Source organism: Nocardiopsis alba DSM 43377, from assembly GCF_000341225.1.
Lineage (GTDB): Bacteria > Actinomycetota > Actinomycetes > Streptosporangiales > Streptosporangiaceae > Nocardiopsis > Nocardiopsis alba.
Genome location: NZ_ANAC01000001.1, coordinates 277,919 through 291,537, shown reverse-complemented (window position 1 = coordinate 291,537; position 13,619 = coordinate 277,919). Strand labels below are relative to the sequence as shown.

Sequence of the window (13,619 nt, the reverse complement as noted above, 5' to 3'; positions counted from 1 at the left end):
CCCGGTGGGAGAGATCCCACCGGGCTCCATCATGTCCTTCGACGATCAGCGCAGGGCCGCGGCCAGACGCTCGTCGTGCAGACGCTCACCCCACGCCGGCGGCAGCGGGTTCAGCGCGCCCACACGCCAGCGCAGCAGCAGATCGGCCAGCTGCGGGTTGCGCGGCAGCGCCGGCCCGTGCAGGTAGGTGCCGAGGATCTGCCCCTGGTAGGCGCCCTCGGTGCGGTCGTCGTTGCCGATGCCCTTCACCGTGGTCGAGAGCGGACGGGCCTGCGGACCGATCGCGGTGCGGCCCTGGTGGTTCTCGAAACCGGTGATCCGACCCACCCCCAGGGAGGGGTCGACGTCGGCGACGATCTCGCCCACGGCGCGGGTCTGGCCTCGACCACTGCGGATGTCGAGGATGCCCACGCCCGGAAGCGGGTTGGCCTCGTCGTCGCCGTAGCTCTCACCGATGATCTGGTAGCCGGCGCAGACCGCGAAGACGCACGCGCCCCGGGCCGCGGCCCGGGCGAGTCCGCCGTCGGCGCGCAGACGCTCGGCCGCCAGGATCTGCGGACGATCCTCACCGCCGCCGAGCAGGTAGATGTCGCCCTGCTCGGGCACGGCATCGCTGGAGTGGACCCGCACGATCTCGGTGGGGATCCCGCGCTGCTCGGCGCGGCGCTGAAGGATGAGGACGTTGCCCTGGTCCCCGTAGGTACTGAGCAGGTCGGGGTAGATCCACACGATCCGCAGGGCACTACTGGTGTTCGACATGGGGGTCTCCTACTGGACGCGGCCGTACGCCGTGCGGATCTGCTGGAAGGCGGTGTAGTTGGCGATGACGTCGACCTTGGTGATGTCGGGACGCTCCGCCTTGAGGCGGCCCAGGATCTCGTCCACCCGGTCGGCCACCTCGAAGGGGACCTCGTCGGTCTCCAGACGCAGGGCGAGGTCGGTGCGACGCTCGCCCATGACGAACACCCGGCGGCCGCGGAGGACACGGTAGTCCACGTCCCACAGCCAGGAGGTGTCCTTGCCGTCGGGGATCTGGGCGTTGACCGCCAGGATCACCGGGACGCGCGGCGGGTCGAGGACCGCGAAGGACTCCAGCCAACCGGCCGGGTTCTTGGCGAGCAGCAGACGGACCTCGACGCCCATGGTGACCACCGAGGTGTAGCGGCCGGCCACCGAGGAGATCTCGCGCAACCGCTCGACCGTGCGCTCGGGGTGGAGTCCGTACCCGGCCGCGGTGGCGGCGGCGATCGCGGCGTTGGACCGGTTGGCGTCGCCCGGCAGGTTGAGCCGGAGCTTGATCTGCTGACCGCCGGGGGCGATCAGGGTGTCGGAGTCGTTGTCCACCGCCCAGGCGGTCTCGGGCCGGGAGAGGCCGCACTCGGGGCACTCCCAGTACGGGTCCTGGTCGCGCTTGAGGTGACCGCCGCACTCGGGGCAGCACCAGGCGTCCTCCTTCCAGCGCTGACCGGCCGAGACCCAGGTGGCGTTCGGGGCGCCCAGACCGGCCCAGGCCACGAGCGGGTCGTCGGCGTTGGCGATCACGTGGGTGTTGCTCTGCGACAGGGCGGTACGCCACTTCTTCGCGAGCAGGTTGATCTCCGAGGCGCGGTCCATCTGGTCGCGGCTGAGGTTCATCAGCACGACGAAGGCGGGCGAGGTGGCCTTGAGGACCTGGGGCAGGTACTTCTCGTCCACCTCCAGCACGCCGTTGATCGCCGACTTGTTGTCGGAGAGCGCGGTGATGTGCCCGGTGGGCATGTTCGCGCCGTACTCGTTGGTGGCCACCTCACCGAGCTCGCGCAGGGCCTGCGCGATGAGCCGGGTCGTGGTGGTCTTGCCGTTGGTGGCGCTGACCAGGGCCAGCCTGCGCCCTTGGGCGAGCTTGGCGAGCAGGTCCGGTTCGACCTTGAGGGCGACGCGTCCACCGATGACGGAGCCGTCTCCTCGTCCGGTGGCCCTGGACAGGCTTGCCGCGCTCCTGCCCAGTACCGAGGCCAGTTGGGCGCGCAGGGGAAGCTCGCTCATCAAATCTCCACGATCGCTAGATCACCCGCACGAACGCGCTTCGAAGGCGGGCGATGTGTCAGGCCAAGCTTATTCTCCATCGACGCTCAGACCCGCCAGTCCAAACGCTCGGGCGGCGGCCCGAGGTTGGGCGGGACCTGCGACGGATCGAGCCCGTCGTCGGCCGGGACCGTCATCGGGCCCCGAGCCTCCTCGAGGACCACGCCGTCCCCCGACGTGTCGGTCGGCGTGCCGCCCCCCGCGGGGACCGTTCCACGGCCGAGGCCTCCGGAACGCCGTACCCGCGGTGACTCCGGGGAGACGCCCGCCTCCGCTCCCATGGGGACAACGTCCCTGCCGACGCCGGGGTTCCGATGGTCCTCGGCGGTGGCGAGAGTGGCGGTGGCCAGGGTGAGGATACCCGGGTTGGTGTCGGCCGAGACCGGACCGTCGGGGGTCAGGACGAGAGCCGTCGTGGGCGCCAGGGACCTCAGGGAGGCCGTGTCGGGGGCCGTTCCCCCGGTGTCCGCCCCCGCCGCGCCCCGCTCCGGGTTCGGTGTGTCGGCCTCGGCCGCCTTCGCCGTCGCCCGACCCCACACCGTGGCGGATCTCACATGGCGGACCAGGTCCAGCGGGGTGATGGCCGCGGCCGCGTTGCGAATGAGCGCTCCGGACTCGGTGTGCGGCGAAGGGAAGAGAGGCTCGTCGTCGGGCTCCCCCTCCGAGCCGCCGTCCTCTCCCTCGGCCGCCGTCTCGCCCACGGCCCCGCCGACCGCCTCGGTGAGACCGTGCGCGGCCATGTCGACCCCTCGACCTCCAGAGGCCCGTGCCACCAGAGCGGCGAGCCGTTCGACGCCCTCCTCCGGCCCGGACTGACGCATCAGCACGGGGAGCCGGGAGGGGCCGTCGAGATGACGCAACGCGAGGGGCACCGCCTCCCGGAACATGAGCACCACCTCCACCCCGCCGTCCTCTGCGGCGGACAGAACCTGGTCGACCTCCTCCTCGGGGAGGGTCTCGGCTCCGCAGACCACCACGGTGCGGGTCCGCTCCCTCCGCTTCCGGGAGGCGGTCGCCGCCGACCCCCTGGACGGGGTCCGCGCCTCCAGGAGCTCGCTGAGCGCCGCGACCGCGTAGGTGCCGTACACCCGGGCCGCGCCCGGACCGGAGGCCCGGTCGGTGGAGATGATCTTGACCTGCGCGTAGGTGCCGTCCTCGGCCCGGGTGCCCACGGCCTCGAAGGGACTGAGCCGTTGTTCCAATCGCCATGCCCGCCCCCGGGCATCGGGGACGTCGGCACAGCGTTCGCGGACCCGCTCACGCTCCCGGGGGCCGAGCAGGGCCAGGGCCGGATCGTCCTCGGCCATGTCCTCGGCCGGTGTCACCAGGGCGCGCAGACCACCGATCAGGCGGTCGATGCCCACCTCCGGACCGAGCACCTCCAGCAGGCGCAGCAGGAGCGTCTCGTCGGCGTCGGAATCCTCGTCCCGCCCCGAGGCCGCGGCCACCGCGGAGAGGATCCGCGCCCGTTGCCCCGCGTCCAGATCGGTGCCCAGGGTCATCCGGGGCAGGTCGGCCGGGAGCACCCAGTGCCGGGGCCCCACCGCGCAGCGTCGGGCCAACCGGACGAGTTCACGCGTGACGCCGCGGCCGGTGAGGTCGACGACGGTGAGGTCGCCGCCCTCGCGCAGACGTGAGATCCCGACCGTGGTGAGCAGGGCCGACCACCCGGAGTCGGTCCCGCCGACCACGACGACCGCCGAGGTATCGGAGGGGACCGTCACCCCGTACCAGTGCGGCTGGGCCTCGTAGGCGCGGCAGGCCGCCCGCCACTCGGTGTACTTCCGAGCGTGGTCGTGCTGGCGCTCGCGCAGAAGCCGTTCGCGCTCCGCGCGCTCCGCTCCGATGCGTTCCTCGGCCCGGGCCAGCCGCCGGGCCATGACCTGGCGGCTCTGGACGAGGGCGAAGGCGACCGGTGCCGCGATGGCCGCGCAGGCGAACACCCCTCCCAGGGCCAGTGGTCCGGGCAGGACGCGTGTCGACCACAGCAGGGGGAACAGCAGAGCGAGCAGGGCGAGCCCGCCCAGGGCGTAGTAGAGGGGGCGGTTGGTGAGGGCCTCGCTGTCGCGTTGGCCCGCGATCCACTCCTCGCTGAGTCCGTGTGCGTCCTCGGGCGCGGGACGACGCGGTGCGGGACCCGGTGGTGGGATGAGGACCCTGTGCCGCCAGCCGAGGTAGGTGCGCCCGGCATCGTTCCGGGACGTACCGGCGTCGACCTTCGACGACCGTTCTGTGGACATCATCCGAACACCTCCTGCCCGACGGCGGGGAGAGAGGACCGCCGGGGAATCGTCCACGCGGGGGCTCCGGCCGCCGGACGGTCGGAGGTCGGGTACCGGTGGCCGACACCCTGCGCGCTCGTCACGGCCGAACCGCCCGGGGCTCGGACACGCTCCGTGTCCGAGACCCCCGAATGGCGTGGCCGTGACACTCACAGTGAAGCAGGGTGCCCCACCGCTTTCCAGTCCAGGACCACCGCCTGTGGACAACCCCTCGGGCACGTGCGCGAACGCCCGCTCCAGGGCGCGTCGCCCCTTCTCCGGGGCGTCTCTCCCCGACACGGCGCGACGGCGCCGGCGGCGACGGGGGTCCCCATCGTCACCGGCGCCGTCGGCACCGTTCGGTCTCAGAGCACGGTCAGGCCTGGACCTCGAGGTTCACGATCTTTCCGACCTCGGCCAGGACCGGGTACTCGCCGGTGAACCCCTGGGAGGCCAGGACACGTACCTTCCAGGTGCCGTCGGCGGCGAAGAACCGGAAGGTCCCCTCGTCGCCGGTGGCCACCTCTCCGACGAAGTCGTCGGACTCGTTCAACAGCCGGGCGTAGGCGCCGCGCAGCGGTCGACCGTCCCGGGTCACCGTGCCCTGGATGACCGCCTGGTCACCGGCGTCGACGTCGGCCAGGGCCACTCCGCCCTCGGGTGCTCCGCAACCGGTCACTTGGCCTCGGCCTCCCCCAGCTCGACCGGCACGCCCACCAGGGAGCCGTACTCGGTCCAGGAGCCGTCGTAGTTCTTGACGTTCTCCAGCCCGATGATCTCGTGCAGCGCGAACCAGGTGTGCGACGAGCGCTCACCGATCCTGCAATAGGCGATGATGTCCTTGTCCAGGTCGACCCCGGCCTCGGTGTAGAGCTCGCGCAGCTCCTCGGCGGACTTGAAGGTGCCGTCCTCGTTGGCGGTCTTGGCCCACGGGATGTTGCGCGCGGTCGGGATGTGGCCCGGACGCTGCGAGGTCTCCTGCGGCAGGTGCGCGGGGGCCAGCAGCTTGCCGGTGAACTCGTCGGGCGAACGGACGTCGACGAGGTCCTTGACGCCGATGGCCCCGACGACCTCGTCGCGGAAGGCGCGGATCGAGGTGTCCTGCTCCTGGGCCCGGTACTCGGTGGCGGCCCGCTCCGGGACCTCCTCGACGAGCTCGCGGGAGTCGAGCTCCCACTTCTTGCGGCCGCCGTCGAGCAGGCGCACGTTGTCGTGGCCGTAGAGCTTGAAGTACCAGTACGCGTAGGCCGCGAACCAGTTGTTGTTGCCGCCGTACAGGATCACCTGGTCGTCGTTGCCGATGCCCTTGGCGGACAGCAGCTTCTCGAACCCGGTCTTGTCGACGAAGTCGCGACGGACCGGGTCCTGGAGGTCCGTCTTCCAGTCGATCTTGACGGCGCCTCGGATGTGGCCCTTGTCGTAGGCGGACGTGTCCTCGTCCACCTCGACGAGGACGACGTCGGCGTCGTCCAGGTGAGCCTCCACCCAGTCGGCGTCCACGAGGACGTCGGAGCGGCTCATGGGGAACCTCCTGTGTTTCTACGTGCGGTGTCGTGTGTGTCGTTGCGTCGGTTCCGGATATGGGGCCGGAACCGGGGTACGCCGGTGGGCTCCCGCGTCCGGGGGCGTTCGGGGGGTACCCCCGTGGCACCCGGTTCGGGTGTCGATCGGACGTGGAGAACGGGCTGTTCGGGATGGGCGAACGTGGACGCACGGAGCCCGGATACGCGGTGTACGGGGAGTTCGGGTCCGATCACCCACGAGGGTGAGGGGACTCCGTTCTCCGGGTTCCACACGTACGGGAAGTCATCTCGACCGCGGGTGTGGGCACCGAAGGATCCGGTCGCACGGAACGGACTCGGGCTCGAGGCCCGTCCGCCCTAGGAACACGGACAGAGCGCGGCGGCGACGCGGCAGAAATCGACCGCCCGTCGCTTCGTCAGATACGCGCTCGTCAAGGAAGTCACGTTTTAGACGCTACAGGCACGGCATCGTCTTGTCACTGGTGTCCTGGATCACAAGAGGAGCCATCGTCCCCGCTCCACAAGGGGAACCGGAGACGGATGGGGTCCAGGATGTGGGAGAGGCGTCTCGAGAACGCGTGTTCGGGAGCTCAGAGAACGGCTCGACCGAGAGCGGCGATCACGTCCGCCTTACGGGGCTGCCCTTGGGCCCGCCGCACGATCCGCCCCGAGGAGTCCAGGACGAACACCGTCGGGGTTCCGCGGATCTCCAGCCGTCGCACCAGGTCCAGGTGCGACTCGGCGTCGATCTCCACGTGGGTCACGCCCTCGACCATCGCGGCCACCTCCTCCAGGATCCGGCGGGTGGCCCGGCAGGGCTGACAGAACGCGCTGGAGATCTGGACGAGGGTCGCCCTCGCGCCGGGCTCGGCGCCGATGTCCTCGGCGCCGAGCCGCTCCACCGCGACGGACATCAGGCGACCTCGGAGCCCATCAGCGGGATGTCCGAGCCGGTGCCGGTGATCCGCAGCCCGCTGGAGGTGGCCTCCATCTCGGTGACGGACAGGCCGAGCGGGAGCTCGGGCACCTGGGCGCTGAAGCCCAGAGCGTCGGCGACCTGGTCCCCGAGGTCGATCGGCAGATCGCCGATCTGGATGTCGACCGGGGTGACCGTGAGGACGTCGCCGTCGACGGTGAACTCGACACCGCTGGAGACCGGGATGCTGCGGCCCAGCTCGGTCAGGGCGAGCTCACCGCTGATGCGGGCGTCGCCCTCCTCGGTGCCGATGGTCATGCCCTCGGGCAGGTACGGGTTGAAGTAGGTGTAGGGGACCACGAAGGAGCCGTCGACCTGGCCGGCGACCACGTCGGGCTCGTTCATGAGGTCGCTCAGGGGCGCCTCGACGTCGGAGGCGGTCGCCTCGACCTGTTCGACCGTGACACCGCTCATCGTCGCGCTGGCGGCGTCGATGTTCACCTCGGTGTAGGTCCCGCTCAGCACCTGGGGCAGGAAGGCCCAGCCCTCGATGGAGACGTCCGGCTCCTCGGACATGTCCATCTGCTGGGCGAGCCGTTCGGAGAGGGTGCTCTGCGCGAAGGAACGCGCCCCGATGTCGGCCACGACGACCAACGCCGCGAGCAGGATCAGGAGGACGACAAGGAACTTACGCATCGGAATCCCAGCACACTTTCTTTCGCTCCGGCGCGCCTCTCGGCTGGGTCATCCGGCCGGACTCGGTCACACGCCAACGGTGCTCGATGGGCACCGGTCATGGAAAACCTGTAGGGAAGGGTACTTCACCACGCGTTGGATGCCCCGCTTCCCGGATCGGTTGCGACGAGGCGGGGATCGGTTTCGCGTCGAGAGCGCGGGAGCACTTCCGGGGGCGTCTCCCTCCCCGACACAGGGGAAGGAACGCCATCATCGAAACGGCTGTTCGGAGGGGACGCCGGACCCGCTCAGCGGGGCATCAGCATCGCCGCGAGGCCGTCATTGGCCGCCGCGTCGGCGAGGGAGAGTTCGATCACGTTGGTCGCGACCACGTGCCCGGAGAGCAGGCGGCCGAACTCCAGGATGTGCGGCTGACGCTCGTGTTCCTCCTGCGCCAGCTCGTCCCGGTAGATCGCGTAGACGATGCGCTGTAGCGGCGCGCTGGGCACGGTGTGCGCGGCGAACAGCAGGGTGTCGGGCTCGTGGGCGGACACCTGGGCGACCACGGCGGCGGCGAGCCGGTCGAACCCTTCGCCCTCGCCCTCGGCCAGCGTGTAGATCGTGATGACCCCGCGCACCTTGGAGGGCGGGGCCGAGGGGGCCCCTCCGTAGAGGTCCTCCTCGTGGTTCTCGGCGTGGCGGCGCTTACGGCGCACGGGTTCCTCCTGCGGATCGTCGAGTTCGTCGTCCACGTCGTCGTACTCGTCGTCGTAGTAGTCGTCCTCCACCTCGTCGTAGGGGTCACGACGGGGCTTGGCGGCCATCGCGCCCGCGCCCCAGAGAGCGGCGAGCGAGCCGAGCATGAGCACCGGCCCCATGGCGCCCAGGCCCGCACGGCCCACGACGATGGACAGGAGCGCGGCCACGAGCAGCAGGAGGACGACGGTCAGGTCGACCTTTCCTCGGCCTCCAAGGCCTCGGCGCACGATGGCGACCAGCGCGGTGACGAGAAGGACGACGACGAAGACCTGCGCACCGTTCACGAGCGCGCGCGGGATCAGGTCGTAGTGTTCCAGCGGGGGGAAGGAGTCGCCGAAGCGCTCGCTGACGCGATCGACGGCCAGTACCACCAGGGGGACGATGGTGAAGACGCTGAGGAACAGGCGTGAGGTGAAGCGGGCGTTCGGCGCGCGAACCGCGTACTCGAAGGCCCCCCACGCCAGGTAGACGGGGCCTATGAGGCTGATGCCCACGTGCAGGAGCCGGAATGTGGCCCCGCCGAAGTCGAACATCACGCCGATCACCGCGGCACTGAGACCGACCGTGATCCCCAAGGCGGCGATCGACCACGCGATCACGGCGACACCGGGGCGGCGTTGGGCGTACGCGGTCAGCGCGGCGGTGGCGCTCCAGCCCACCAACGCGCTTATGAATGTCAGTCCTACCGTGACCATCTCGATAATGATGCTGCACGTTAGTGGGTGGATGTGCACAGGATGCACTTTTGAGGGCACGTTCCCGGGAGAGATCTCGCAGAACGGAGGCGCAAACCGTGACTTACACTGTGATCTTCATCACCAGGTTTGGTGTCAGGGCACGGAGGCCGCATGAGGCATCCGGAGGGCCTTAGGCTCACAGTACTCGGGGAGCGTCACCCCCGCCCATCGGAGGATCGCCTCCCCCACCCGAGCCAGGAGAGAACCGTGTCACAGGACGTATCGTCCCCGGAACCGGTCGGCCCCGGAGCCGCCTTCTTCGACGTGGACAACACCCTGATGCGGGGCGCGTCGATCTACCACTTCGCCCGGGGACTCGCCTCCCGCGACCTGTTCACCACACGTGACCTGATGCGTTTCGCATGGGGACAGACGGTGTTCCGGGTGACCGGCAGCGAGCAGCCCGAGCACATCAACGCCGCCCGGGAGGCCGCCCTGGCCTTCGTCGCCGGACACGACGTCGACGACCTCGTCTCGCTCTGCGAGGAGATCTACGACGACACCATGTCCGACCGCATCTGGGAGGGCGCCCGCGCCCTGGTCCAGAGACATCTGGACGCCGGCCGGCCCGTATGGCTGGTCACCGCCACCCCCGTCGAGCTCGCTGAGATCATCCGCCGCAGGCTGGGACTGACCGGAGCACTGGGCACCGAGGCCGAGACCGTGGACGGGGTGTACACCGGACGGCTCAACGGAGACCTGCTGCACGGCCCCGCCAAGGCCGTGGCGGTCCGGGCGCTGGCCGGCGCGCAGGGATGGGACCTGCGCTCCTGCTCGGCCTACAGCGACTCCTCCAACGATCTGCCGCTGCTGTCACTGGTCGGCGACCCTCACGCGGTCAACCCCGACGGGGACCTGCGCCGGTACGCGCGCAACCACGAATGGCCCATCCACGACTTCCGCAAGCATCGCAAGGCGTTGAAGGTGGCCGTGCCCGCCGCCGTGGCGGGCGCCGTGGCCGGGGCCGTGGCACTACGCGCGGTCAGACACCGCAAGGCGCTCACGGCGCGCTGAGAGCCGCGCGGAAGGAACGTCCGTCAGCGACCGAAGGTGGCCCGGGCCAGGGCGAGGACGTGGATCGGACGCAGACCCGCGCCACGGGCCACACGGCCGCGGCTGTGCGCGTAGGACTCGAAGGCCTCGATGGAGCTGTAGGCGGGAGCCCAGCCCAGGGCGGCGCACAACGGCGCCGGATCCAGACGGGAGACGTGGGGACCGACCTCGACGCTCCGTGCCGCGCTCGCGCCGGCGTAACCGATCCGTCCATGCCGGGCCACACCCCGCAGCGCCCTCAGACCGCGCGCGGGAACGGGGAGACGCTGTCCGCCGACCCTGCGCAGGCAGTGGGAGAGAGGTACCGTGTCCGCCCCGCAGGCGTCGAAGACACCGGTCTCCTCGCAGAGCGCCATCCGGACGAGCGCCTCGGCGCCGTCGTCCTCGTGCAGGAACTGCACCCTGGGGTCGCGTCCCATCACCGTGGGCACGACGCGGGAGTGCATGTAGCGGGTGAGAGGGGTGTCCACGGAGGGGCCGATGAGGTTCGCGAGCCTCATGACGGCCACGGAGAGATCCGGCCGACGGCGTCGCAGCGCGTGGACGTGCCGTTCGACCTCGGCGGTGTCGTCGGCGTTCAGGGCCGCGTTGGAGCGGACCACGAGTCTGCGGACGGTGTCGGAACGCTGGGCCGCGCCCAGGACCCGCAGAGTGCCCAGGAGGCCGTCCGCCCGGTCGGAGGTCTCGGTGGCGTCCAGACCCAGGTGCAGGACCAGTTCGGCACCGGACTCGGCGACGATGCGGTCCAGGCTCCCGTCGTGCAGGTCGACGTTCTGGTATTCGATCCCCTCGACGCCCGCGGGCGGAGGAGAGGAGTCCGCGCCGATCACCCGGCCGACGCCGGGGTTCTCGCTCAGAGTCTGCGCGACCCTGGCGGCCAGGGGACCTGAGACCCCGGTGACGAGTACGACACGAGCCATGGCGACACGTTCCTTGGGAGGAGACGGTGGTGGTTCCGGGAGGCTCGCGGACCGTTCACCCGGGGAGGGTGAAGCGGCGACCGCGACCCGTGGAACACGACAACGGCGTCCCACCCGGAGAATTCCTTCATCCCGGCCGACGCCGGGTGAGGAAAGAGAGTGTCTCCGCGTCCGGGGCGTGCTCGAAGCGCGCCCACGCCCGCGGAGAGACGTTCGCCGCGAACAGTCCTACTTCTTGTTGCGACGCGCGACGCGCGTGCGCTTGAGCAGCTTGCGGTGCTTCTTCTTCGCCATCCGCTTACGGCGCTTCTTGATGACGGAACCCATGGGATCACCTTCTCGCTGACGAGTGAGTACGGACATGCCGAACCACCGGTGGCGGACACCTTCTGGTTCGGATGCGGTTGCTGGGCTCGCTGAGGCACGCGTACACGAGGCACGCGGCCGGTGCGACCGGGGCGGGCCCCGGGGAGGACTGCGCTGAGCACGCACGTCTACCGCACCCGTGGCCTTAGCTTACCCGTAGGGCGTGTCCCGTGGACACACACCCCGCCACGTGACATGCGGCCTCCACCCGGTGGACCCACGAAGTCCCCGGGTGGAGCGAGCCGAAAAAGGCCTGGTCCCGGCGCCCTCGGGCCCGGGACCGGGCCGGTCAGGCCCCGGGAACGGACGGACCGTCGCCGTAGAGCTCCGCCGCCGGCTCCGCGTAACTGACACTGGCCAGACGCTGATCGGCGAAGGTCAACGACGTGACGCTGGCGAGATTGCACTCACGCAGGTCCGGCCGGTGCCAGAGGCGTTTGCCCTCGGCCGCGCGACGGGCCATCCAGATCGGAAGCTGGTGGCTGACGCACACGGCCTCACGCCCCCAGGCCTCACGGCGGACGACCTTGATGACCTCGACCATGCGGGAGACGATCTCCTGGTAGGGCTCGCCCCACGAGGGCCTGAAGGGGTTGTAGAGCCGCCTGAGGACCTGGGGGTCGCGGGCGGAGGAGGCCGACAACGACATCCCCTCGAACCTGTTGGCCGCCTCGATGAGCCGCTCGTCCAGGGTCACCTGTAGATCGAACGCCTTCCGCAGCGGGGCCGCGGTCTCCTGGGTGCGGTCCAGCGGGGAGGAGTACAGGGCCGCGATGTCGTGCCCCTCGAACCAGTCGGCGGCCATCTCCGCCATCCTCTGGCCCCGGTCGCTCAGGTGGTAGTCGGGCAACCGCCCGTAGAGGACCTTCCGGGGGTTGTACACCTCGCCGTGGCGGAGCAGGTGGACGACGGTGGTCGTGGTCATCGTGGAAGTCCTTCCGTCCTGGGTCCGAGCATGATCAGCCCTGGGCCTCGGCCGCGGCCCGGGCGGCCTTCGGCAGAGCGGAGACCACCTCGTCGATCGCGGCCTCGTCGTGGGCGGCCGAGAAGAACCAGGCCTCGAACGCCGCGGGCGGCAGGTAGACGCCCTGGTCGAGCATCGCGTGGAAGAACGCCGAGAACACCTTCGTGTCGGTCCGACGCGCGGTGTCGAAGTCGACGACCTCCTGGTCGGTGAAGAACACGGTGAACAGGTTCCCGCCGCCCTGGACGCGGTGGGCGACCCCGGCCGCGGACAGCGCCTTGGAGACCTCGCCCTCGACCTGGGCGGAGACCCGGTCGATGTGCTCGTAGACCTCGGGGGTGGCACCGCGCAGCGTGGCCAGGCCCGCGGCCGTGGCCAGCGGGTTACCGGACAGCGTGCCCGCCTGGTAGACCGGGCCGTTCGGGGCCAGACGGTCCATGACGTCGGCCCGACCGCCGAAGGCCGCGGCCGGCAGGCCACCGCCCATGACCTTGCCGAAGGTCATCAGGTCGGGCGTCACACCCTCCAGACCGAACCAGCCCGAGGCGCTGACCCGGAACCCGGTGAGGACCTCGTCGAGGATCAGCAGGGCGCCGTTGGCGTGCGCGATCTCCTTGAGACGGGCGTTGAAACCGTCCTTGGGCGGGACGACCCCCATGTTCGCGGGGCAGGCCTCGGCGATCACGCAGGCGATCTCGTCACCGTGCTCGGCGAAGGCGTTCTCGACGGCCTCCACGTCGTTGTACGGCAGCACGAGGGTGTCGGCGGCGCTGGCGCCGGTGACGCCCGGGGAGTCGGGTAGGGCGAAGGTCGCCAGACCCGAGCCGGCCGCGGCCAGGAGCGCGTCCACGTGACCGTGATAGTTGCCCGCGAACTTGACGATCTTGCTCCGCCCGGTGAACCCGCGCGCGAGACGGATCGCGGACATGGTCGCCTCGGTCCCGGAGTTGACCAGACGGACCTTCTCCACCGGGGCGCGCTCGACGATCAGCTCGGCGAGTTCGACCTCGCCCGGCGTCGGCGCCCCGTAGGAGGTCCCGGCCGCGACCTGGCCGTGGAGGGCCTCCACCACGGAGGGCTCGGCGTGCCCGAGGATGAGCGGACCCCAGGAGCAGACGAGGTCGACGTAGCGACGACCGTCGGAGTCCGTGAGGTAGGGGCCCTCGCCCTTGACGAAGAACGGAGGGGTGCCGCCGACGGCACCGAAGGCGCGGACGGGCGAGTTCACGCCGCCGGGGACGACGGCGGACGCCCGTTGGAAGAGCTCTGCGGAAGTCTGTTGTGTACCCACCTCACCAGTGTGTCAGCCGTCCTCCCCGTTCCGTCCATGCCCCACCCCGAAGACCTGGTCACGATGCCCCTCCCCACCCCCATGGGTCCG

At 70.5% G+C, this 13,619-nt stretch carries 14 protein-coding genes; 1 reads left to right on the top strand and 13 read right to left on the bottom strand.

Going from position 1 to position 13,619, the window contains the following annotated elements; translation table 11 throughout:
- Window positions 1-45: 45 nt before the first annotated feature.
- The 9 genes from D451_RS0101270 to D451_RS0101230 all read right to left on the bottom strand — a co-directional run bounded on the left by D451_RS0101270 (window position 46) and on the right by D451_RS0101230 (window position 8,893).
- On the bottom strand, window positions 46-759 hold the full coding sequence (locus tag D451_RS0101270) for a type 1 glutamine amidotransferase (RefSeq protein ID WP_014912774.1): 714 nt from the start codon (window positions 757-759) through the stop codon (window positions 46-48).
- 9 nt (window positions 760-768) lie between these two features.
- Window positions 769-2,025 (bottom strand): MurT ligase domain-containing protein, encoded by a 1,257-nt coding sequence (locus D451_RS0101265; RefSeq protein WP_014909188.1) that lies wholly within the window; start codon window positions 2,023-2,025, stop codon window positions 769-771.
- An 86-nt stretch (window positions 2,026-2,111) separates the two neighbouring features.
- Window positions 2,112-4,307, bottom strand: coding sequence for a hypothetical protein (locus D451_RS0101260; RefSeq protein ID WP_020379927.1), 2,196 nt, complete (start codon window positions 4,305-4,307; stop codon window positions 2,112-2,114).
- A 394-nt stretch (window positions 4,308-4,701) separates the two neighbouring features.
- Complete coding sequence (locus D451_RS0101255) at window positions 4,702-5,004, bottom strand: DUF1416 domain-containing protein (RefSeq protein WP_014909091.1); 303 nt, start codon at window positions 5,002-5,004, stop codon at window positions 4,702-4,704.
- Window positions 5,001-5,846, bottom strand: coding sequence for a sulfurtransferase (locus tag D451_RS0101250; protein ID WP_014913459.1), 846 nt, complete (start codon window positions 5,844-5,846; stop codon window positions 5,001-5,003). The genes D451_RS0101255 and D451_RS0101250 overlap by 4 nt, the downstream gene beginning before the upstream one ends.
- 359 nt (window positions 5,847-6,205) lie before the next feature.
- Window positions 6,206-6,292, bottom strand: coding sequence for a putative leader peptide (locus D451_RS28905; protein WP_354896066.1), 87 nt, complete (start codon window positions 6,290-6,292; stop codon window positions 6,206-6,208).
- A 146-nt stretch (window positions 6,293-6,438) separates the two neighbouring features.
- Window positions 6,439-6,762 carry a TlpA family protein disulfide reductase gene (locus tag D451_RS0101240; RefSeq protein ID WP_017533128.1) on the bottom strand — a complete coding sequence of 108 codons (324 nt, stop codon included), beginning with the start codon at window positions 6,760-6,762 and terminating at the stop codon, window positions 6,439-6,441.
- Window positions 6,762-7,460, bottom strand: a complete 699-nt coding sequence (locus D451_RS0101235; protein ID WP_017533127.1) for an LmeA family phospholipid-binding protein — start codon at window positions 7,458-7,460, stop codon at window positions 6,762-6,764. Before D451_RS0101235 ends, D451_RS0101240 begins: the two co-directional genes overlap by 1 nt.
- 287 nt (window positions 7,461-7,747) lie before the next feature.
- Complete coding sequence (locus tag D451_RS0101230; RefSeq protein ID WP_051067443.1) at window positions 7,748-8,893, bottom strand: putative quinol monooxygenase; 1,146 nt, start codon at window positions 8,891-8,893, stop codon at window positions 7,748-7,750.
- Between the two features lie 249 nt (window positions 8,894-9,142).
- On the opposite strand from D451_RS0101230, the gene D451_RS0101225 reads away from it, so the two are divergent.
- A complete protein-coding gene (locus tag D451_RS0101225; RefSeq protein WP_014912502.1) occupies window positions 9,143-9,949 on the top strand; it encodes an HAD family hydrolase in 807 nt (268 codons plus the stop codon).
- Between the two features lie 23 nt (window positions 9,950-9,972).
- On the opposite strand, the gene D451_RS0101220 is transcribed toward D451_RS0101225, so the two are convergent.
- The 4 genes from D451_RS0101220 to hemL all read right to left on the bottom strand — a co-directional run bounded on the left by D451_RS0101220 (window position 9,973) and on the right by hemL (window position 13,529).
- Window positions 9,973-10,908 carry an NAD-dependent epimerase/dehydratase family protein gene (locus D451_RS0101220; protein WP_026124732.1) on the bottom strand — a complete coding sequence of 312 codons (936 nt, stop codon included), beginning with the start codon at window positions 10,906-10,908 and terminating at the stop codon, window positions 9,973-9,975.
- 228 nt (window positions 10,909-11,136) lie between these two features.
- Window positions 11,137-11,235 (bottom strand): 30S ribosomal protein bS22, encoded by a 99-nt coding sequence (locus D451_RS27130; RefSeq protein WP_013155353.1) that lies wholly within the window; start codon window positions 11,233-11,235, stop codon window positions 11,137-11,139.
- 328 nt (window positions 11,236-11,563) lie between these two features.
- Window positions 11,564-12,199, bottom strand: a complete 636-nt coding sequence (locus D451_RS0101210; protein ID WP_014909855.1) for a histidine phosphatase family protein — start codon at window positions 12,197-12,199, stop codon at window positions 11,564-11,566.
- 34 nt (window positions 12,200-12,233) lie between these two features.
- Complete coding sequence (gene hemL, locus D451_RS0101205) at window positions 12,234-13,529, bottom strand: glutamate-1-semialdehyde 2,1-aminomutase (protein ID WP_017533124.1); 1,296 nt, start codon at window positions 13,527-13,529, stop codon at window positions 12,234-12,236.
- Window positions 13,530-13,619 lie beyond the last annotated feature (90 nt).